Annotated in this window: 19 protein-coding genes; 10 read left to right on the forward strand and 9 right to left on the reverse strand. The window is 66.4% G+C overall.

The genetic code is table 11. The annotated features are described in order from the left end of the window. Positions 1-69: 69 nt before the first annotated feature. The 5 genes from VGK20_12075 (at position 70) to VGK20_12095 (ending at position 3,543) form a co-directional block, all read left to right on the forward strand. Positions 70-348 (forward strand): hypothetical protein, encoded by a 279-nt coding sequence (locus VGK20_12075; protein HEY2774774.1) that lies wholly within the window; start codon positions 70-72, stop codon positions 346-348. A gap of 7 nt (positions 349-355) precedes the next feature. Further along, positions 356-1,246 carry a DUF692 domain-containing protein gene (locus VGK20_12080; protein ID HEY2774775.1) on the forward strand — a complete coding sequence of 297 codons (891 nt, stop codon included), beginning with the start codon at positions 356-358 and terminating at the stop codon, positions 1,244-1,246. Positions 1,247-1,300: 54 nt separating this feature from the next. After that, positions 1,301-2,089 carry a DNA-binding domain-containing protein gene (locus tag VGK20_12085; protein HEY2774776.1) on the forward strand — a complete coding sequence of 263 codons (789 nt, stop codon included), beginning with the start codon at positions 1,301-1,303 and terminating at the stop codon, positions 2,087-2,089. Positions 2,090-2,169: 80 nt separating this feature from the next. Continuing rightward, complete coding sequence (locus tag VGK20_12090) at positions 2,170-2,814, forward strand: LON peptidase substrate-binding domain-containing protein (protein ID HEY2774777.1); 645 nt, start codon at positions 2,170-2,172, stop codon at positions 2,812-2,814. Between the two features lie 63 nt (positions 2,815-2,877). Next, complete coding sequence (locus tag VGK20_12095) at positions 2,878-3,543, forward strand: HAD-IA family hydrolase (protein HEY2774778.1); 666 nt, start codon at positions 2,878-2,880, stop codon at positions 3,541-3,543. Between the two features lie 159 nt (positions 3,544-3,702). Here the strand turns inward: VGK20_12095 and VGK20_12100 are convergent, their stop codons facing one another. Further along, positions 3,703-4,110, reverse strand: a complete 408-nt coding sequence (locus tag VGK20_12100) for an OsmC family protein (protein HEY2774779.1) — start codon at positions 4,108-4,110, stop codon at positions 3,703-3,705. A gap of 2 nt (positions 4,111-4,112) precedes the next feature. Then, positions 4,113-5,252: a CaiB/BaiF CoA-transferase family protein gene (locus tag VGK20_12105; GenBank protein ID HEY2774780.1), complete on the reverse strand. Its 1,140-nt coding sequence runs from the start codon at positions 5,250-5,252 to the stop codon at positions 4,113-4,115. A 321-nt stretch (positions 5,253-5,573) separates the two neighbouring features. On the opposite strand from VGK20_12105, the gene VGK20_12110 reads away from it, so the two are divergent. Then, positions 5,574-8,957, forward strand: coding sequence for a DUF4215 domain-containing protein (locus VGK20_12110; protein HEY2774781.1), 3,384 nt, complete (start codon positions 5,574-5,576; stop codon positions 8,955-8,957). A gap of 101 nt (positions 8,958-9,058) precedes the next feature. Here VGK20_12110 and VGK20_12115 read toward each other — a convergent pair whose 3' ends face one another. Then, positions 9,059-10,078, reverse strand: coding sequence for a hypothetical protein (locus VGK20_12115; GenBank protein HEY2774782.1), 1,020 nt, complete (start codon positions 10,076-10,078; stop codon positions 9,059-9,061). A 222-nt stretch (positions 10,079-10,300) separates the two neighbouring features. Here VGK20_12115 and VGK20_12120 point away from each other — a divergent pair, with 222 nt between their 5' ends. Both VGK20_12120 and VGK20_12125 read left to right on the forward strand, forming a co-directional pair. After that, a complete protein-coding gene (locus tag VGK20_12120; protein HEY2774783.1) occupies positions 10,301-11,188 on the forward strand; it encodes a PhnD/SsuA/transferrin family substrate-binding protein in 888 nt (295 codons plus the stop codon). 16 nt (positions 11,189-11,204) lie between these two features. Beyond that, positions 11,205-12,929: a HAMP domain-containing sensor histidine kinase gene (locus tag VGK20_12125; protein ID HEY2774784.1), complete on the forward strand. Its 1,725-nt coding sequence runs from the start codon at positions 11,205-11,207 to the stop codon at positions 12,927-12,929. Positions 12,930-13,230: 301 nt separating this feature from the next. Here VGK20_12125 and VGK20_12130 read toward each other — a convergent pair whose 3' ends face one another. Both VGK20_12130 and VGK20_12135 read right to left on the reverse strand, forming a co-directional pair. Beyond that, positions 13,231-13,737, reverse strand: coding sequence for a hypothetical protein (locus VGK20_12130; GenBank protein HEY2774785.1), 507 nt, complete (start codon positions 13,735-13,737; stop codon positions 13,231-13,233). A gap of 648 nt (positions 13,738-14,385) precedes the next feature. Then, positions 14,386-14,949, reverse strand: a complete 564-nt coding sequence (locus VGK20_12135; GenBank protein HEY2774786.1) for a GNAT family N-acetyltransferase — start codon at positions 14,947-14,949, stop codon at positions 14,386-14,388. 253 nt (positions 14,950-15,202) lie between these two features. On the opposite strand from VGK20_12135, the gene VGK20_12140 reads away from it, so the two are divergent. Beyond that, a complete protein-coding gene (locus VGK20_12140) occupies positions 15,203-16,033 on the forward strand; it encodes an enoyl-CoA hydratase (protein ID HEY2774787.1) in 831 nt (276 codons plus the stop codon). A 9-nt stretch (positions 16,034-16,042) separates the two neighbouring features. Here VGK20_12140 and gluQRS read toward each other — a convergent pair whose 3' ends face one another. Further along, positions 16,043-17,074, reverse strand: a complete 1,032-nt coding sequence (gluQRS, locus tag VGK20_12145) for a tRNA glutamyl-Q(34) synthetase GluQRS (GenBank protein HEY2774788.1) — start codon at positions 17,072-17,074, stop codon at positions 16,043-16,045. Between the two features lie 26 nt (positions 17,075-17,100). Further along, the gene (locus tag VGK20_12150) at positions 17,101-17,628 is read right to left on the reverse strand and encodes a phosphatase PAP2 family protein (GenBank protein HEY2774789.1); all 528 of its coding nucleotides are present in this window, start codon (positions 17,626-17,628) and stop codon (positions 17,101-17,103) included. Positions 17,629-17,953: 325 nt separating this feature from the next. On the opposite strand from VGK20_12150, the gene VGK20_12155 reads away from it, so the two are divergent. Next, the gene (locus VGK20_12155) at positions 17,954-18,451 is read left to right on the forward strand and encodes a DUF1043 family protein (GenBank protein ID HEY2774790.1); all 498 of its coding nucleotides are present in this window, start codon (positions 17,954-17,956) and stop codon (positions 18,449-18,451) included. On the opposite strand, the gene VGK20_12160 is transcribed toward VGK20_12155, so the two are convergent. Together VGK20_12160 and VGK20_12165 are read right to left on the reverse strand one after the other, a co-directional pair. Next, a complete protein-coding gene (locus VGK20_12160; protein ID HEY2774791.1) occupies positions 18,452-19,177 on the reverse strand; it encodes a Coq4 family protein in 726 nt (241 codons plus the stop codon). It abuts the gene before it with no gap. Between the two features lie 88 nt (positions 19,178-19,265). Then, positions 19,266-19,913, reverse strand: coding sequence for a TetR family transcriptional regulator (locus VGK20_12165; protein HEY2774792.1), 648 nt, complete (start codon positions 19,911-19,913; stop codon positions 19,266-19,268). Positions 19,914-20,010: the final 97 nt, after the last annotated feature.

The raw sequence follows: 20,010 nt of genomic DNA on the forward strand, positions 1-20,010 counted from the left end.
GCTTCGGGATACCGAAGCCGCAACCCAGCCGGCTCCGGAATACCGAAGCCGCAACAGAAGGAGACGGAAATGACGAAGAGGAACAGGACCCTGATGACGGCTGCTCTCGGAGGGCTGATGCTCGCGGCAACGATCTCGGCGGCTTCGGCCGATGAGAAGAAGGCCGCGGATGCGCCGAAGGATGCCAAGACCGGGCAGTGCCACGGCGTGAACTCGTGCAAGGGAACCGGAGCGTGCAACACCGCCACCAACAGCTGCGCCGGCAAGAACTCGTGCAAGGGCCAGGGCTGGGTCAAGTCGACCAAGGCCGACTGCGATGCCAAGGGCGGCAAGTTCACCGACAAGTAAGCCGAACGTGATCCCGCCGTCAGGGAATCCGGTAGGCGTCGGTCTTCGCGCCGAGCACTATCCGCATCTCCTCGAGAGGCCTCGAACCACGGTCGCGTGGTTCGAGGCCATCTCGGAAAACTACATGGACACGGCCGGACGGCCGCTGTCGATTCTCGAAACAGTTCGCCTCGACCATCCGGTGGCGCTGCACGGCGTCTCGCTGTCGATCGGTTACAGGCCCGATCCATCGGACAGCGCGCGGCGCGACGCGCTGGCCGCGCTGCGCACGCGCTATCTCGAGCGCCTCGGCGCGCTGATCGAGAGGATCGAGCCGTTTCTCGTTTCCGATCACCTTTGCTGGACCGGAGTGCCGGGAGGAAACGTGCACGATCTGCTCCCCGTGCCGTTCACCTCCGAAGCCCTGGCGTGGATCGTCCAGCAGGTCGAGTTCGTGCAGGAAACCCTCGGCCGCCGCATCGTGCTCGAGAACGTCTCGAGCTATCTGACTTGGTCCGCGTCGACGATGCGCGAGGAAGAGTTCCTTGCGGAAGTCTCGCGTCGCTCGGGTTGCGCTGTCCTGCTCGACGTCAACAACGTCTACGTGAGCGCCCGCAACCACGGTTTCGACGCGCGCAGTTACCTGGATGCGATCCCGGCCGCGAGCGTCGCGCAGATCCATCTCGCCGGCCACACCGACATGGGCACACACCTGTTCGACACGCACTCGGCGCCGGTGTGCGACGACGTCTGGGCGCTGTTCGAGCACACGATCGCGCGCATGCCCGGCGTTCCGGTGCTGATCGAATGGGACGCCGACATTCCTGCTTACGAAAGGCTGGAGGCCGAGGCGGCAACGGCCGATGCCGTCGCGCGCCGCGCTCGCGCAGGCGCGGCGGCAAAGGACGCAGCGGCATGAACTCCGCGGCAAGGAATGCAGCGGCATGAACTCCGCGGCAAGGAATGTCCCGGCATGAGCGCGCCGCACGCTCTGGCATCGGTCCAGTCGGCGCTGGCCTCGGCGCTGACGGCTCCGGAAACGTCGTGGGCCGAGGATCTGCTCGCCGGCGTCGTTCCCGGAGGCACCCTGGATGCTGCCGGTGCGCTCGCCGTATATCGCGACGGGTATTTCTGGAGGCTCACCGAGCAGCTCGGCGAGACGTACCAGACCATCTGGCGGGCCCTCGGTGACGAGGGTTTCCACGCACTGTGCCGCGCGTACATCGCCGCGCACCGCTCGTCGTCGTACAACCTTTCCGACTACGGCCGGGATTTCGGCGATTTCCTCGAAGGAAGGCCGGAGACGGCCGACGCGTTGTTTCTTCCCGAGCTCGCGCGCCTCGAGCGCACGTTCCACGACGTGTTCCACTCGCCGGCCCACTGCGGAATGGATGCGGCGGCACTGGCCGCACTCGGCGATCTTTCAGGCGTGCGCTTCGAGCTCGGTCCCTCGGTGAGGCTGCTGGCGTCGAAGCGGGCGGTGCACGGGCTCTTCCTTCACCGCGAAGACGAGGAAGCGCCGGACGTGGAGCTGGAGCGCCCCCAGTGGCTGCTGATGTTCAAGCAGGACACCGAAGTGCGGGTGCACGAGATCGATGCCGCCGGTCACGACGTGATCGCGGCGCTCGCGCGAGGCGAGGCGGTGGACGAGGCGCTCGGGGCTGCTGCGGCGCGCTTCGAATCGTTCGGCTCCGAAGAGGCAAGCGGCCTTTTCGAGACCATCGCCCTTTGCGGGATCGTAGCCCGCGTGCGGCGGTCGTAACGGGTCCGGCGCGGCGCGTTTTGGGCCCCGGATTGGAGCGAGGCGGCCGGGCTGCTACCGTGGCCGCCAGGTCGCGGCCGTTGATCCCTCTTCCCGAAAGAATCCGAATCTTCCCGCTGAGCGAGGTCGTGCTGTTCCCGGACACGCTGCTGCCGCTGCACATCTTCGAGCCGCGCTACCGCCGGATGCTCGCCGACGCGCTCGACGGCGACCGCACGATCGGCATGGTGCTCGTCAAGGATCCCGACGCGACGCCGGCGCCGAGCGTCTACCCGGTCGGTTGCGCCGGCACGATCGTCGAGCACAAGCCGTTTGCCGACGGCCGTTCGCTCGTCGTCCTGCGCGGCACCGTCAAGTTCCGCATTCGCCGTGAAATCGATTCGTCCGAGCCGTACCGCATCGTCGAGGCCCAGGCCCTGTACGAAGGTCCGCCGCCGATGGACAAGGTGCGAGGCTGGCGCGACGAGCTGCACGAGTGCGTGCGCGAGCTCGTGCAGGCAGCGTCCGGCGAGCAGGACACCGTCGAGAAGCTGTTCGAGAAAGTCGATCTCCTCGCGATGACGAACGCCCTTGCAGCCAGCCTTCCGCTGGACGTGCTCGAGAAGCAGAGCCTTCTCGAATGCCCGACCGTCGAGGACAGGGAACGTCGGCTGGCCGAGTTCCTGCGCTTCAAGACTGCCGAGGCAAGGCTCGGGATGGACGCATCTCGCGCGGTCGACTCCTAGGACGCGCGCTGCCATTGTGCCGGACCCCGTCCGGCTGGTTCCCGCTTCCACGAGGATTCTGCATTGAAACTTCCCCGTCCCGCCCGAGGAGTGATCTTCGACCTCGACGGAGTGCTGCTGGACACCGAGCACTTCTACACCGAAGTCACCGACGAGATCTGCCGGCAGTACGGCAAGCGCTTCGAGTGGTCCGTCAAGAAACACATGATCGGGCGCCCTTCGCTCGAGTCGGCTCGATATCTCGTCGAGACCCTGTCGCTGCCGATCTCGCCGGAGGAGTACCTCGCGCGGCGCGCGGTGCGGCTGGACGAGCTGTTCCCGCTGTCGGATGAAGTTCCCGGCGCCGAGGCGCTGACGCGCGCGCTCGCATCGCGCGGCGTGCCGATCGCGGTGGCCACCAGCAGTGAAAAGCACCTGTTCGAGAGCAAGACGAGCCGGCATGGCGAGTGGTTCTCGCTGTTCGATGCCGTGGTCGTCGGCGACGATCCGCGCGTGAAAAAGGGCAAACCGGCGCCGGACGTATTCCTGGTCGCGGCCGCCGAGCTCGGAGTCGCGCCCGCCGATTGCGTGGTATTCGAGGATGCGCCGGCCGGCCTGGCGGCCGCGCACGCAGCCGGAATGCAGGTCGTGGCAATTCCCGACCGGGCGATGGACCGCGCCCCTTACAAAACCGCCGACCTGGTGATCAACGCCTACGCCAACATCACCCCGGAAGACCTCGGCCTTTAGTTCATTGTGTGTAATGGGGTCAGGCACCAGGCGAATGGGGTCAGGCACCAGCGGAATGGGGTCAGGCACCAGCGGAATGGGGTCAGGCACTGGCGAATGGGGTCAGGCACCAGGCGAATGGGGTCAGGCACCAACCGCACCAACCGCAGGCACCAGCCGTTACGCCCACTCGAACCTCACCGGCACGTCGATCGCCGGAAGGATGCTGAGCCGCACCGGACAGGTGTGGGCCGCCTGCTCCAGCGCCTTTCGTGCTTCGTCGTCGAGGGCGCCCGGTGCGTGCACGTCGACCGAGAGGCTGCGTATGCGGCGGGGCCCCTCGCTCGTCATCTCCTTGGCGATCGTCATCGTCGTACCGTCGATGTTCCAGCCGTTGCGATCGGCGACGATGCCCATGATCGTCGCCATGCAGGTGCCGAGCGCCGTGGCCACCAGATCGGTCGGCGAGAACGATTCGCCGCGACCGTGGTTGTCGACCGGCGCGTCGGTCGCGAGATCCCGTCCCGACGGCCCGTGCACGGCGTGACAGCGAAGGCCCCCCTCGTACTGGATGTCGATGCGTACCATGGCTATCCCACCGCGCCCGCGCCGCGCAGCTCGGCGATGCGCTCGGGTGTCATTCCCGCTTCTGCCAGTACGGCATCGGTATCGGTGCCGTTGATCGGTGCACTTGCAACGGCGCGTCCCGGCGTGCGCGACAGCCGCGGCGCCGGCGCCGGCATCGCGTGGCCACCGACTCCGTCGACGAACACCTGCCTTGCGGCGTTGGCCGGGTGCCTTGCCGCTTCGTCGAGCCCGAGCACCGGCGCGACGCAGGCGTCGGTGCCGTCGAAGATCACGCTCCACTGCTCGCGCGTCTTGTTCGCGAACGTCTTCGCGAACAGCTCGCGCATCTCGATCCACTTCGAACGATCCATCTGGTGGGGAAGGCTGTCGCCGTCGAGGCCGAGGCCTTCGAGCAGCTTCGCGTAGAACTGGGGTTCGATCGCTCCGACCGCCATGTATTCGCCGTCGCCGGTCCGGTACGTGTCGTAAAAGGGCGCGCCGCTGTCGAGCATGTTCGTGCCGCGTTCCTTCGACCACAAGCCGGCACGAAAGAATCCGTAGAGGAAAGAGCTCAGGTGCGCGGCGCCGTCGACCATCGCGGCATCGACCACCTGGCCCTTGCCGGAGACGTTGCGTTCGAAAAGCGCGAGCACGATGCCGAGCGCGCACAGCATCCCGCCCCCCGCGAAATCGCCGAGCAGGTTGACCGGCGCGAGCGGCTTCTCCCCCTTGCGGCCGAGCAGGCTGAGCGCACCGGAAATCGCGATGTAGTCGATGTCGTGGCCGGCCATCGACGCGTACGGCCCGCTCTGCCCCCAGCCGGTCAGCCGCGCGTAGACCAGGCGCGGATTGCGCGCGAGCGCGACGTCGGGTCCGGCCCCCAGCTTCTCCATGACGCCGGGCCGGAACGGCTCGAGCAGCACGTCGGCGCCTTCGACCAGCGCCAGCAGGGCCTCCACTCCGCGCGGGTCCTTCATGTTGATCCCGATCGAGCGCTTGCCCCTGGCAAGGAAATCCCGCGTAGGGTCGGGACGCGAGCCCGAGGTGGGGCTGCGATCGACGCGGATCACGTCGGCGCCGAAATCGGCCAGGATCATGCCGGCATACGGCGCCGGGGCCAGGCCTGCCATTTCGATGACGCGGACGGAGGACAGTGGTCCCATCGTATTGACCTCACTGGAGAAAAACGGAACGAGACGCGCGCGGTTCGCAGCGCCGGCAACGACTCCGGGGAGTTCGCCCCGTGGCGCCCTCGCCTCGACGCCTCGTGTCAGCCGGCAAAGCCGCGTGCGTACGTTGCCGCGGGAGCGGTGTCAAAGCCCGGCAACGCAGGAGAGGCGCCCGCTGGACGGAGCAAAACCCTTGTATTCCCGCGGATATAGCGTTGACATAGCGCGGACTATACGGGCATAGTCCGACATCGCAGGGGGGCAAGGCGAGTCATGGTTTCACGCTCAATCGGATACCGGCTGCGAAAGGTCGATATGAAAAAGCCACGCGCTCGACTTCTGGCCAAGCTTCTCGTCGCGACCTCGCTCGTACTGGCGGGGGTGCCCCTGGCGGCGAACGAGGCCGGCGCCCAGCAGGTGATCGGCCAGGACGTCCGCTGCCGAGAGAGCCTTTCGGCTGCGAACAACCGCTACGTGAACACGATCCTGTTCGCGCGGATCCGCTGCGTGAACCGCATCATCAAGGGCGAGATTCCCGCGACCACCGACTGCCTGCACGGCCAGTCCGACGCCCGTCTCGCAAGCAGCATTGCCAACGCGCAGGACAAGCTGAGCAACCTCGGCGCCGACTGTGCCGGCGTCAACCTGGCGCTGCTCGGATTTCCCGGCAACTGCACCGACTCCACGCCGGCAACGCCGTTCGATACCCAGGACTACCAGAAGTGCGTCGTCGACCACACGGACGTCGTCGTCGCGAACCTGCTCGACTACTACTATCCGCCCAACGTCGATTTCGTCCGCGACGGCGAATCCAAGTGCCTGCGCGGCGCACCGATCGACGCCTCCGGCAGCTTCATCCGCGAGATCCGCGCGCGTTCGCGCTGCCTGATCGACCAGGAATTGCGGTTCATTCCCGACAGCGTCAACTGCCGCGCCGACGTGCAGCCTTACGGGCCCGGCACCGGCGATGCGCGCTCCGACGCATCGATCAGCCGCTCCTACATCCGCCTGCTCGGCTCGATCCCGCCGGCGTGCGTCTACGTGCAGATCAACGACCTGGACTACCAGAGCAGCTGCATCGACTCGACGGGCGGCATCTTCACGATTTTCGACCTGAAGGACTGCTTCTTCGACGTCAACCGCAACGACGCGCTCGACACGCTCAACGTCGCGTTCCCGCAAGGCGCAGTCTGCGGCGACGGGCACAAGAACGGCGACGAGGAGTGCGACAACGGCCCCCAGAACTCCGACACGAACCCGGATGCGTGCCGCACGAACTGCAAGCTGCCGCACTGCGGCGACAACGTGAAGGACACCGGCGAGGGCTGCGACGACGGCAACTCCGTCGACACCGACTGCTGCTCGAACGACTGCAAGCTCCCGGCCTGCGGCGACGGAGTAAGGCAGTGCACCGAGCAGTGCGACCTCGGCAGCGCCAACAACTCCAATGCGCCGGATGCCCCGTGCCGGCCTGACTGCAAGGTCGAACGCTGCGGCGACGGCGTCACGGACAGCACCGAGGAGTGCGACGACGGCAATGTTGTCAACAACGACGGCTGCAACCAGTTCTGCGGAAAAGAGTTCTGCGGCGACAGCATCCAGCAGACCAACGAGCAGTGCGACAACGGTTCGGAAAACAGCGACACTACTCCCGATGCCTGCCGTACGAACTGCCTGAACCCGCGCTGCGGCGACGGAGTCACTGACTCGGGCGAAGAGTGCGACGACGCCAACACGGACGATGGCGACGGCTGCAAGTCCAACTGCAAAATCGGCGCCGTCTGTGGAAACGGCATCCTCGAGTCGAACCTCGGCGAGGAGTGCGACGGCACGCTCGGAAACTGCCCCGCACGCGAAGGCTGCACCGCTAAATCGTCATCTCATCCGTGCACCTGCCAGCTGGCCTGCCCGTCGGTCGGCGAGCTGACGCTCTACGCCGGCGTCGGTTTCACGTGTTCGACGAACGACGACTGCCCGGTCGGCACCTGCGCCGAGGGCCGCTGCCATACCGTGACGCGCCTGGACAGCGGCTGGAACGGCCTGGCGCACAACGCCGACATCAACGACAAGATCATCACGCGCGGTTTCCTCGACTGCCCCAGCAACGGTCCGGTCTGCGGCCAGTGCAACGTCATCGGCGTCGATTCTTCGACGAACGCGTGCCGCTGCGACAACAATTCACGCACGATCTGCAACTCGCCGTTCGCCGCCAGCGACCCGGGGTGTCCGGCCTGCGTCGGCGGCCTCGTCGGCAACAGCTGCGCGGCCAATGCGGACTGCACGGCGGGGACCTGCGGCAATCGCTGCCAGAAGAACCCGCTCGAGACCTGCAATCAGAACACGGACTGCTCGCAGAACAACGACACCTGCCTGAAGACGTGCGAGAACAAGCACACGTGCTCGAGCAACTCCGACTGCCTCGGCACCTGCACCGGGCACTCCGGTTGCGACTGCTACTTCGGCTCGCCGTTCCCGCTGTCGTCGGGCGGCACGCCGGCATGCGTGCTCAACCGCTTCGCGTCGAACGTCAGCGGTACCGCCAACGTGGACGAGGGCTCCGGTACGATCGTCGCACACCTGAAGACACGCGTGTTCCTCGGCCTCTCGACGACCGACCCCTGCCCGACCTGCGGCGGCAAGTGCTCGAACGACGCAACCAAGTTCTGCGACTTCGACACGGACTGCGTCTCCCCGGGCAAGTGCAACCTCGACCCCGTGCTGAACGACGGAGTACGCGGCGGCTTCTGCATCGGCGGCGACAACGACAAGCAGCCGTGCGATGCGACAGCCTTCAACTCGTCGTTCCCCGCGATTCCGGTTTCCGAGGGCGGCGGCAGCGGCCTCTACAGCCTCGACTGCTCGCCCCCCAGCGGCCTGAACGTTTCGGGCGACGGCCTGGCGATCAACCTCGTGCAGACGACCGGCACTTCTTCGCTGCCGGCGAACCTGCCTTGCGACGGCAAGTACCCGGCGGTCCCCGGCAACATCTGCCCGTGCCTGCAGTGCAGCAGCGATCAGAGTGTCTCGTGCACGAGCAACGACGACTGCACCGGACAGGTCGGCATCTGCAACGGCACCAAGACCACCCACCCGTCATTGTCGTGCACGAACAACACCGACTGCCTCAATTTCGATGCCAGCCCGTGCGTTACTCTGAGTCACCGCTGCAAGCTCGAGGCGACGGTCTCGTGCCAGAGCAACACCGATTGCGTCGGCAAGGATGTCAGCCCTTGCAATCCGGCCACCTGTTCGTCCGACGAAGGGCAGGGCTTCCCGAACCAGAACAACTGCTCGGACACAGTCTGCACCGATACCGGCGGCGGGCTCGGCGTCTGCGAGAACGGACCGAATTCGACGTACTGTGACCAGGTGCTCAAGTCGAACGGCAACGGCATTCTCTCGTGCAGCACCAACGACGACTGCCTGCCGGCCGTCATCGGTGTCGATGCCGGCAACTGCACGCTGAGCCAGCTGGCGAACTGCTTCCTCGATCCGATCGTCGGCACCGGCCAGGCGAGCCCGAGCACTCCGATCGGCGCGTCGACGTTCTGCATCCCGCCGACGTCGAACTCGGGCATCAACCTGGCTGCAGGCCTGCCCGGACCGGGCCGCGTCGTGAACCAGGCCACAGCCAAGACGTTCTGCGCGAGCGACATCACCAAGCAGTACCAGCCCGGCGTGGGCGGCTGCCTCCAGTAAAAAACGAGCGGACAGGTACGGATCGACGAGATCCGTACCTGTCTGCCGCATTCGTCGCCGACCTGTTCCAGGTCGGCCAATTCTTCGCGTTTTTCCCGCCGTCAGCGGTAGTGCCGCTGGTATTCGTCGATGCCCCAGCCCTTCTCGCCGGTCTCCTCGAGCTCGTAATCGGCGAAATTCTCGAAAATCACCGTCTTCTGGGCCGCCCTGAGCGAGCGCACCGGCTCGAAAAGATCCGAGAAGCGCCGCGAGCGAAGATGCCGCACGGCTCCGTTCTCGTCGCGGAACGTGTAGCGGGTAGCCAGCGGCGTGCGCCCGTCGCTCTCCATCTCCAGCGTCTCGAAATCGACCTCGACGACTCCGACGTTGCCGGCCGCCGTCGACACGAAACCATTGACGTTGAAAACATCCCCGCTGAACGACCGCGTCAGGTTGATCGTGCTCGACGGAAGCTGCACCGCGGCCCAGTTCCAGCCGTCGATGCGTCCTTCGTCTCGCCGTCCCCAGCTATGGTCGCGGTGGCCGAGACAGTCGATCGCGACCTCGCGTCCGTCGTCGTGAAGCGTGCAGGTGCCGCGCACCGTCATGCCCTGCTCGTAGCGCTTGAGCCGCAGATGCTCGATCGCCTGGCGGTTGGCTGCGATGCGGCGGCCCGAATAGCTGAACGGTGCGAAGCGCGCGCGGTAGTCGAGGTCGAGCGAATAGTCGGCCGTGCGTACGCGCACGCGATGCTGCTCGTGAGGAGCGACGATCTCGACCCGCAGCGTTGCGTCGTCCAGCACAGGCGCGAGCGCCGGGCTCGCGCCTTGGTCCCCAATCGCAATCTCGTTTCGGTGGTAGCGAATGCGGCCGCCCGCCATCAGGCAGACCGCGAAGACTGCCTTACCTTCGGTCCTGACGAACGACGTGTGGAAAAAACCCCAGACGCCGGCGCTTCGGTCGGCGAGGTTCCAGTACCAGTTCTCCTTCCACGTCGTATCGCATTCGGTCGGCCAGGCGTGGAATCCTTCGTCGGCGGCTTCGAGCGGACGCGGGGCACCGGATCCGGCGGTTCCGTCGGCGATTGCGTCGGCGGTTGCGTCGGCGGTTCCATCAGATGGATCGTCTTTGGCGGCGGGCATGAGACCTACTAGCCGGAGGCGATTCTCACTGCCAGACGGGGTCGGCGGCGCGACGCATCACGCCGGCCGCAGTGCTAGACTTCGCCCGTGCCTGCTCCTTCGCCTCGTCCCGGGGGCCGGCTCTGCGCTGGCTATGCGCGAGTTGCGTCGCCGACACGGGTCGCGGCCGCGCTCGTGGCGGTCCTTTTCATTGCGACCTCGGCGGCGACCGTCGCGGCACCCGTGGCTTTCGCAGACGACGAAGCCGCCGGGCAGGCCGCCGGGCCCCGCGAAGGCAGCCTCCTCTATTTCTTCAGCCCGGACTGGCGGCCTCCCGATCTCGGCAAGCTCGCGGCCGCCGTCGCAGACGTGTTCTCCAAAGGCTCGCTGCCGGTCTCGTTCCAGGCGTTCGTTCGATACGAGGATTTCGAGCGGCAAATGTCCGAAAAATCGCCGGTTTTCGTCATCGCTCCCTCGTGGATCAGCGGCGAGGACGGCCATGGCCTCACGGCGGGCATGTCGGTGGTCGCCCACCCGCTGCGCCACGGCAAAAGCAGCTATCGCAAGGCCCTGATGGCCCGCCCCGGCATCGATTCGATCGACGACCTCATGCGCGGCTCGATCGCGGCCACGCTCTTTTCGATGGGTCCCGGCACCGCGGACGCGGTGCTCGACGCCTTCCACCTGCCGGTGGACTCAGCCAAGGTCGTGCCCGTGCCGAAGGATGTCGATGCCCTGCTCGCGCTCAGTTTCGGCCAGGTGGATGCCGCGCTGATCACGAGCGAGCAGTACGACGAGCTCGCCAGGAGCAACCCCACCGAGGCCGCGCGGCTGGCGGTGCTGGCGTTCTCTCCCGAGATCCGCCTGCCCCCGGTGTTCGCGCGCGACGACGCGTCGCCCGAGCTGCTCGGTCGTTTCCGCGACCTGCTGCTCGGCCTTTCGCGTGACAGCGACGGCCAGTCGCTGCTCGCGATGCTCGGCTTCGACGGCTTCGTCGCCGATCCTCTGCCCGGCGCATGGCGCGACGCTCCGCCGCAGGGCAGCCATGCAACCGACATGCATCCGGCCGCGCCGCCTGCGCCGCGGTCCACGCCGCCCGTGCACGGTTCCTCGCACGCGCCGCACCACTGAGAGCGCACGGAGAACGATGGAAAGGACGAGCGCAGCAGCCGCCCCGACGCAGACCCAGCCCGGGATTTCCCGTGCCGTCGCGTGGCTGCGGCGCGGCTACGGGCTGCACCTGAAGCTCGCGTTCGCGGGCGCCGTCTCGCTGTTCCTGTGCATCGCCGTGCTCGCGGTGACGCTGATGCTGCGCCAGTCGGACGTGCTGTCGAACGAGATCGACAAGGCTTCGTTCGAGCTCCAGCGCAGCATGGTCGAGCGCGGGCGCCTGCTTGCCGACGGCATGAGCGCGAGCATGGAATCGGCGATTGCCGGCTACGATTTCGCGTTCCTCACCGACACGATCCGCACGATGCAGGAGAAGAACGAGAACCTCGCGTACGCCTATCTCGTCAACGCGGCGCGCGTCGTCATCGTCCACACCGACTCGAGGCAGGTCGGAAGCCGCGCCACCGACGATCCGACCGGCAAGCCCCGCTACGTCAAGACCAGCGACGGACGCTCCGTCGTCGAGATCACGCATCCTCTCAACGTCGGCGGCCGCGAATGGGGCTGGCTCGTTCTCGGCTTCGACCTCTCGCCGATCCAGCGCCGCGCCGACGCCGCGGTCGCGCGTGGCCGCCTCGTGCTCGCGCGCTCGACGACGCTGGCGATGCTGGTGGCAAGCCTGGTCGGCCTCGTGGGCCTCGGCGTGTCGGTGTGGACGAGCCGGCGCCTGCTGAGCCCCCTCACGCAGCTCGCCGAGGAGGCCGCCGTGATCGCCAGCGGAAACCTCGACCAGGAAGTCGAGGGCGTCGCCAGCAGCGACGAGATCGGCATGCTCGCGAGGCAGTTCGAGGCGATGCGCCGCTCGGTGCGCGCCAGCGTCGGCGAGCTGACCATCGCCAAGCAGCGCGCCGAGGAAGCCACGGTCCAGGAAAAGAAGCTGCGCGCCGAGATCGAGGAACACTCGAGACTGCTCGAGTCGAAGGTCAGCGAGCGCACCGCCGAGCTGCAGGCCACGGCCGAGCGACTGACCGAGTACGACCGGCTCAAGTCGGAGTTCCTCGGCAACGTCTCCCACGAGCTGCGCACGCCGATCGCCGCGATTTCGTCGGCGGCCAAGATCATCCAGCGCTACAGCGACCGTGACATCAGCAGCGCCAAGCGCTTCAGCAAGGTCATCATCGAGGAGAGCGAACGGCTGACGCGGCTGATCACCGACCTGCTCGACCTGTCCAGGATCGAGTCGGGAGGCGGCGAGTGGAAGCTGCTGCCGATCGAGAAACCGGTCGAGCTGCTCGAGCACGTGCTGACGACGTTTCGCCCGCTCTACCATGAAAGCGGCGTCGAGCTGGAGCTCGTGAGCGACGACGAGCTGCCGGTGATCTTCGGCGACCGCGACCGGCTGATCCAGGTGTTCGCCAACCTGTGCAGCAACTCGCTCAAGTTCACTCCGCGCTCGGGGCACGTGCGCATCGAAGCGAGGACGACGCCGTACGGCGAAGCGACGGCGCTGCGCGTGACGGTCACCGACACGGGGCCGGGCATTCCGGAAGAGGAACGCGAGATCGTGTTCGAGCGGTTCCGGCAGGGAGCCAGCGGCGGCGCCAAGCCGCGCGGCACCGGGCTAGGCCTGGCGATCTGCCGCGAAGTGATGCGTTACCACGCGGGTGCGATCTGGGCCGAAACTCCCGACGAAGGCGGGACGCGCATGGTCGTCGTCGTCCCGTCGCTGGCCGCGCTCGGCGGCGACATCGCTGCGTCGTGAGCGCGGCGCTACAAAATTTGTAGCGCCCGGACGAGCGGCAGAAATTTTGCGGGTGGTCTGCACCGTCTGACCTCAACAGGTATCCTCGGGTTGAAGAGGAACTCGATTTTTCTCAGCGGCAGATAAGGGGCGACATCGGAATGGGAACACCGCTCCCAGTGGCCGCTCAGAACTCAAAATGTCCCAAGTTACCACCGGGAGTCGGTGCCCGTGACGGCCGAGATCGCGCGGCTTCGTCTTTCTGCTTAGTGTTCAGTGAAGACCTCGCCGCAGGCGGCACCAGAGGAGCGGCGACTCAGTTTCAGCGCTGTATCCCAACGTCGACGAGCGAGAGTCCGCCATTGGCCTCGCTTTCCCCTACCACAGTCAGGGTCTGGGAAGCTGTGAAAGCAAATCCACTTACTGCGCTCCATCCCAAGTCTATCGGGCTCTCAGAGATACCCGCATCCGTAAGCGTAGACCTAAGATACCCGATCGAAGTCGAGTTCGAGTTTCGTGTCAGCCTTATATCTACGGCGTGGACTGTACCGAAGCTAGCCTCATCGGAATCGACCTCAACAAGTAGGACGCCATTGAGGTACACGGCGATCGAACCCGGAACTTGGATAAAGTATTGGTAGTCTAGATGGATCAATATCGCGTTGTTGGCGCCAATGGCGCCGCCGGCCAGTGTCTGGGACCAAAGGGTAGTTGGAGTGTTTGCCGCACCGGTCGCGAGGCCGAGGGAAGAGGAATCATTGTAGATTCCGCCTGCAAAAGCGGGAGTTGAGAACAGGACGATCGCGAACCCAAGTATGAATGCTTTCATCTGAACTCCTTCAAGGCTCTATGCGGTAAATTTAGTAAGATGCTCCGGACCAGAGCCCGCAACTCAACTCGAGTCGAGCATGGTATTAGTCACAATCCGCTATTCGCGATTTTGAACTTGTCCATATGCTCGACCTCTTGTGACACTTGCGGGGCCAAGTTTTCCGGTCGCTTGCTCATCACGCACGCAGGCCACCACTAGCGTCAGCGCCAGCCAACCGTTCGGGGCAGTTCACTGTTCGCGTTCAGCGGACCACGAGCAAGTTTGGAAGGCAGAGTTGCTCGCGCGAGCGCCTCTTACCCTCGTATTCCGACCTATGTCCACGGCCGTCCGCAAATCGTGTCGGATCGGCCGCAATTTTTGATCTAGAGTACATCATGGGCAGTAGTAACTTACACGATTGTTTGGACTTCCCCCGGTTTCGTGGACACCTAACCGCTATGGTTCGAGGCCTCTTGTTCGCTAACAATGGGGAGTCACCGTACGGTCAAGATACGAAATTGTCGCGCATTGAGAGGGGGTTGCTACGATCGAACGTCCTGCCTGCTCGATTTCTCTCCGGAGCGGCGAATGCGCCTGATGCAACGAGGATGCGTGCGGCCTGGTGAGCATGTCACTTGGCCATCCTTGAGTTGCTCAGGCTGTGGATCAGATGCTCGTAGTAGCCAGGACCGGCGCTGATTCGTCGCGGTCGCGGACATAGACGATCTCGACCACTGCGCTGCCCGGGCGGCGATCGCTGCGTCGCATGCGGCTCTGGACCGTGAAGCCGCTGCGCTCGAGGATCTTCAGCGACGCCTCGTTCGAAGAGCGAACGGTCGCGCGAAGACAGTCCAGCGCGAGGTGCTCGTAGACCATGGCGCAGACCAGGCGCACCGCGTGGCCGGCAATGCCGCGGCCCCAGTAAGGCTGTCCGATCCAGTAGCCGATCTCGCCGATCCTCGGTGCCTTGGCCGTCACGACGTCGACGCTGATGCCGCCGACGGCAAGCCCTTCCACTTCGATCGCGAGCTGCAGCCCTCGCTCGTGACCGCCGATGCAGCGCGAGATCCACGTTCGTGCGACGGGTTCGGTGTAAGGACGCGGAAAGCGGCCTCGCAGGTTGCTCCAGATGTTGCGGTTGTCGGCCTGTACGGCCAGGGAAGACGCATCGTCGATGCGCCAACTGCGAAGCGTGAAGCCACTACCGGCGAGCTCGAGACCGTCCTGCACCTTGCTCCTCCACCACCCGGCGCTCGTCCGGCGCGCCCCGCGACCGCCGAGTGTAGCAATCACGCCGCGGCCCATAAAGCCGGCGGTTGAATGAAGCCGGCGGAAAGCCGGCGGTCGAACGCGAAACCGGCCGAAAAGCCGGCGCCTGCCTGCCGCCGCCGGGAAGGCGCCGCTTGCGAAACCGTTCTTCGCTACCCATCATGCGCGGCCCGCCGGCGGCGCCGGCAATCGACCACCAGCAAGGAACCCGCGCATGTCCTACCAGCACATCACCTACGAAGTGTCCGACTCCATCGCGACCTGCACGCTGTCGCGGCCCGAGCAGCTCAACGCGTACACGCCGCGCATGGGAATCGAGCTTCGCGACGCGATGTACACCGCGGCCGCCGACGAGTCGGTGCGCGCGATCGTCCTGACAGGCGCCGGGCGCGGCTTCTGTGCCGGCGCCGACATGAAGCTGCTCGGCGCGTTCAGCGGCGCCGGCCGCATGACCGGGACCGGCGACCTTCCGAAGGTCACGCACGAGCCGCCGCCGGGTCCGACGCGCCCCGACTTCCAGACCGAGTACAGCTACCTGCTGTCGATCCCGAAACCGATCATCGCGGCGATCAACGGGCCCGCCGCCGGTGTAGGGTTCGTCTTCGCGCTCTTCTGCGACATCCGCCTGGCGGCTTCGTCGGCACGCATGGGCGCGATCTTCTCGCGGCGCGGCCTCATTGCCGAGTACGGAATCAGCTGGATCCTGCCGCGCCTGGTGGGGCTGGCCAACGCGAACGACATCCTGTTCTCGGGCCGCCTGGTCACGGCGCACGAAGCCGAGCGCATGGGCCTGGTGAGCCGCGTAATCGACGACGCGGATTTTGCGAGCGAGGTGCGAAGCTACGCCCACGACCTCGTGCGTCGCTCCTCGCCTCGCTCGATCGGCGTGATGAAGCGCCAGGTCTACGAAGACCAGACCAATACGCTGGCGACTTCGGTCGAAGTCGCGCTGCGCGAGATGCACGAGAGCCTTTCGTCGGAAGATTTCAAGGAAGGAGTCGCGCACTTCGTCGAGAAGAGGGAACCGAGGTTCTCCGGGCGCTGAGGCCGCGCGCTAGCGAAGGTCGCGAACGCTCTGCGCGAATTCGCGGGGCAGCCGTGTCGGCTCGCGGCCGATGCGGCTCCACGAAAACATCGAAACCAGTTCCTTTGCGCTCAGCGCCGCCGGCCTGTCGATGAGTCCGAGCGACCACGCGAGCCAGCCGACGAGCTGGGCAGCGCGCACGCCGCTCGTGCGCAGGCTGCGAAGCGTCAAGGCTTCGTCCCGCTTCGAGAGTTTCTCGCCGTGCTCGTCGAGCACCATCGGAACGTGCGCGTGGGCGGGGCGCCGCGCGCCGAGGGCTTCCAGAAGCTGGATCTGGCGCGCCGTCGAGCCGAGCAGGTCGGCGCCGCGGACGACTTCGTCGATTCTCATCAGCCAGTCGTCGACGACGACGGCGAGCTGGTAGGCGTAGAGTCCGTCGCGGCGCTTGAGCACGAAATCGCCCGGCACCGCCTGCTCGATCTCTCCGTAGACACGATCGACGAAGCGCACCGGCGCGTCGTCGATGCGAAATCGCAGCGCAGCCTCGCTGCTTCGGCCCTGGCGGAACTGCGCGTACCAGTGGGCGGCAAGGTCGCGCGGCCGCGCGGAAGGCGGATACGCCGGCTCTTCGTCCTCTCCGTGCGGAGCCGACGAGATCGACGCCAGCTCCTTGCGCGACAGCGAGCACGGGAACAGGCGACCAGTGTCGCAAAGCACCTGCAGCGCGGCCTCGTACGCGTCGCTGCGCTCCGACTGAAGGTAGGGACCGTAAGGACCGCCGAGTTGAGGATCTTCGTCCCAGTCGAGCCCGAGCCACGTGAGGTCCTCGGCAGCCGCTTCGGCCGCACCGCCGACGACGCGCGGTGGATCGAGGTCCTCGACGCGCCAGACGAAACTGCCGCTGCGGGAACGCACCGATAGCCAGGCGACCAGCGCGGTGCGGGCGTTGCCGACGTGCAGCAAGCCGGAAGGCGAGGGGGCGTAGCGTCCGCGCGGCGGTCGCACGTCGCTCGCGCCACGAGAGGGAACGCCACCGTCCACAGCGGCAGAGCTGTCGCTCACGCCGTCATGCTAGCGCGGATCGGAACTCAGCCGAACAGGGCGATGGTGACCAGGCCGCACGCGAACCCGAGCGCGATGCCGCCGAGCACGTCCACCGGGTAATGTGCCCCGAGCCAGATCCGCGACGAGGCGATCGCCGCCGCCAGAGCCGTTTCCAGTCCGCCGAGCACCATGCTGCCCGAGACGGCGGCGGTCGCGACCGCGAAGGCCACGGCGCTGTGTCCCGACGGAAACGAGAACGGATCGGGCACCGGCTCGCGTGGCGCGAACCCCGGGATCATCGAGCCGGGACGGCTGCGGCGGAAGATCCTCTTGGCGAGCTGGGAAGTGAGCGTTGCCAGCAGCGCGGCGACCGCCATCGTCTCGATCGTAACGACCGGGATCTGCAGCAGCGCCAGCAGCACCAGCGCATGCACGATCCATCCCGGTGTGTCGCCGGCGCGGGTAAGGCCGCGCATGACGTGGAGGATGCCGCGCCTTTCGAAGCGCGACACGGCGGTGAGCGCCGCAGCGTCCCAGCGAAGGACCGTGTCGAGTCCTTTCCTCATCGTCATGGCGGCTGCCCTTGTTTCCATTGTGACCAGCTTCCGGCCGGGTGAACTCATGGCTTCGGCGCCCGAACACTCCGCCGTACGCAATCCTGGGCCGGGGAAGTTCACGTTGCGTCAGCATTGTGAGAGAAGTCGATGATGCGGCGCGCAGTTGCGCGGCGGCGCATTCGGCGATGCAGCAAGACGGTACGAAAGTGTACGGTCCGCACCCGCACTGACGCGCAGCGGGGTTGTCGCGCCGACATCGCGCCTCGTGTATTCGTGGTGAGGTTTCGCAGGCGCCGCCGGTGCCTCGCGCAGGAACCGATCAAACGTTGGAGGAAGCGGGATGGCGGATGCGGCTTCGTGGGTCTCGATCGGGAACTTCGTATTTCTGTTCGCAGGCGTCGGTCTCGGGGTCGGCGGCGGCTATCTCGGGTTTCCTGCCATCAAGGAAGCCAGGCGCCTTCGCGAGGAGCTCGAGCGAAACCGGCGCGAGCAACAAGAGTACCGCACCTCGGTGAACTCGCACTTTCGCAAGACCGCCGAGCTGGTGACCGAGATGACGCGCAGCTACGCGGCCGTCTATGACCACCTCTCGAGCGGCGCCCGCAATTTCTGCGACACCGCAGGTGCGGCCGAAGTACCGTTCAGCCCGCTTCCGGGAACACTGGGCGCTCCGGTGATCGAGGCGGAGTCCGCGCGTGCCGCGGGCATCCATGCCGCGCCGGGTACTGATGCATGCAATGCGCAGCCCGGCAGCAGCGACGACGCCGGACAGCCGGCGCCGGCTGCGACGTCCGAGGCGGCAGGCGAGCCGCCGCATCCTCTGGCGATGGCAAGCTGATCAGTGCGCCGCCGCAGCAGCGGCGGAGAACAGGGTCCTGTATTCGCGAGGCTCGTCGATGCCGAGCTTCGTGCGCACTTCTCCGAGCGGAAGCACGAGCATTCCCTCCCAGTCGGCAGCGACGAACGAGTTGGCGCGACGGCCGCGCCGCCAGGCCTGCCAGCTAAGACGTACCGCGTCGGTGTGACCCTCTCTCCAGCGCCGCAGTGCGGCCATCACGACGATGAAGCCGATCCCGGGATTGCGGGTCTGTGCGTACGAGAACGCCAGCAGCGCGCCTTCGCCGAACAGGTCCCTCTGATAGCCGGTCACGACGTGCCACAAATCGTGCGTGTCGCGAAGCCGGTTGCTGAGAACGCGGGCCCGGTCGTCGAGGAATACGGCGCCGTCTTCCGCGTCGTTGCTCGCCTCGACGAGACCCTCGGCGCTGATGTTCTCGGTGTCGAGGAAGCGCGCGTACTCGCGACCGAGAGTCCCGGCCGGCAGCGCGCGCAGGCGCTCGCGGTCCTGCAGCAAGGGCAGGAGATTGCGCCTCTCGTTGAGCACCACGGATCCCGTGGGGTCGCGAAGGACGCGCTGGTAGAGACGCTCGAAGCTCTTGCCCGACAGCGCGCGAATGATCTGGAAGACGAGCGCCGTCTCATCGGGATGGGCCAGCAGGCGGCGGACCGCACGCAGGGCGACAAGAGGCTGGACCGGACGGGAAACGACGCCGCGCTGGCTCATCGGACGACCTCCAACCGGACGGCATCGAAGTCGTCCCGTGGCGTATACATAGTGCCGCTATGTATAGACGTGCCCGCCTTCTGTCAATCTATTCCCGACGCGTGCGCTTGCGCGCTGTGGCCGCGCCCACAGGCTGCTCGCGATTTCGCAGGTGCGGCGTGAGCAGGTAGCGCATCGCATCGACGAGGGAATCGACCAGCGTCTCGACTTCGCGGCGGGATCCGCCGCGCGCTGCCGCGAAGCCGGCCTCGCTCATCGCGCCAAGCAGGAGAAGGGCGAGCGGGTGAAGCGGCCTCTTCTCGATGACGCCCTCGGCGACGAGCAGCTCGAGACCCTCCATCAGGGTGGTGGCGCCGACGCGCCTTCCCATCGCGCGCCACTCGGCCTCGCCGAGCACCACCGGCCCCTCGAACATCACGATGCGGTGGAAGTCACGGCGGCGCGCGAACTCGAGCCAGGCGCGAAAACCGGAAAGGAACGTCTCGAGGCCCCCGGTTTCGCCGGCGACCTCGCGTACGTGAGCATCCATCTCGCTCTCGAGTGCTTCGCAGACGCTGCGGAAAAGCGCGGTCTTGCCGTCGAAATGGTGAAACAGCGCACCGGCGGTGACGCCGGCGGCCTCGGCGATCTCGCCGGTAGTCGTCGCGGCGTAGCCCTGGTCGGCAAACAGCTTGCGCGCGGCGCGCAAAATGTCGCTTCGAGTGCGGGCGGCGTCGGCGGCGCTTCGGCGGGGCATCGGCAAGGCCAGTTCCCGCAAACGGAGGCCATGGGCCGTTGACAGGTCCGTTGCGGGAGTATACGTAGTCTCGCTATGTAAACCGGACGGCGCGCTT

Source organism: Candidatus Binatia bacterium, assembly GCA_036493895.1.
Classification (GTDB): Bacteria; Desulfobacterota; Binatia; order UBA1149; family CAITLU01; genus DATNBU01.

Bases quoted from the DNA above. Each gene is read 5' to 3' on its own strand.
- VGK20_12160 (HEY2774791.1), bottom strand. From the start codon at position 19,177: ATGAGCCAGCGCGGCGTCGTTTCCCGTCCGGTCCAGCCTCTTGTCGCC.
- VGK20_12155 (HEY2774790.1), top strand. From the start codon at position 17,954: ATGGCGGATGCGGCTTCGTGGGTCTCGATCGGGAACTTCGTATTTCTG.
- VGK20_12105 (HEY2774780.1), bottom strand. From the start codon at position 5,252: ATGGGACCACTGTCCTCCGTCCGCGTCATCGAAATGGCAGGCCTGGCC.
- VGK20_12110 (HEY2774781.1), top strand. From the start codon at position 5,574: ATGAAAAAGCCACGCGCTCGACTTCTGGCCAAGCTTCTCGTCGCGACC.
- VGK20_12085 (HEY2774776.1), top strand. From the start codon at position 1,301: ATGAGCGCGCCGCACGCTCTGGCATCGGTCCAGTCGGCGCTGGCCTCG.
- VGK20_12130 (HEY2774785.1), bottom strand. From the start codon at position 13,737: ATGAAAGCATTCATACTTGGGTTCGCGATCGTCCTGTTCTCAACTCCC.
- VGK20_12140 (HEY2774787.1), top strand. From the start codon at position 15,203: ATGTCCTACCAGCACATCACCTACGAAGTGTCCGACTCCATCGCGACC.
- VGK20_12115 (HEY2774782.1), bottom strand. From the start codon at position 10,078: ATGCCCGCCGCCAAAGACGATCCATCTGATGGAACCGCCGACGCAACC.
- VGK20_12150 (HEY2774789.1), bottom strand. From the start codon at position 17,628: ATGACGATGAGGAAAGGACTCGACACGGTCCTTCGCTGGGACGCTGCG.
- VGK20_12100 (HEY2774779.1), bottom strand. From the start codon at position 4,110: ATGGTACGCATCGACATCCAGTACGAGGGGGGCCTTCGCTGTCACGCC.
- VGK20_12125 (HEY2774784.1), top strand. From the start codon at position 11,205: ATGGAAAGGACGAGCGCAGCAGCCGCCCCGACGCAGACCCAGCCCGGG.
- VGK20_12165 (HEY2774792.1), bottom strand. From the start codon at position 19,913: ATGCCCCGCCGAAGCGCCGCCGACGCCGCCCGCACTCGAAGCGACATT.
- VGK20_12075 (HEY2774774.1), top strand. From the start codon at position 70: ATGACGAAGAGGAACAGGACCCTGATGACGGCTGCTCTCGGAGGGCTG.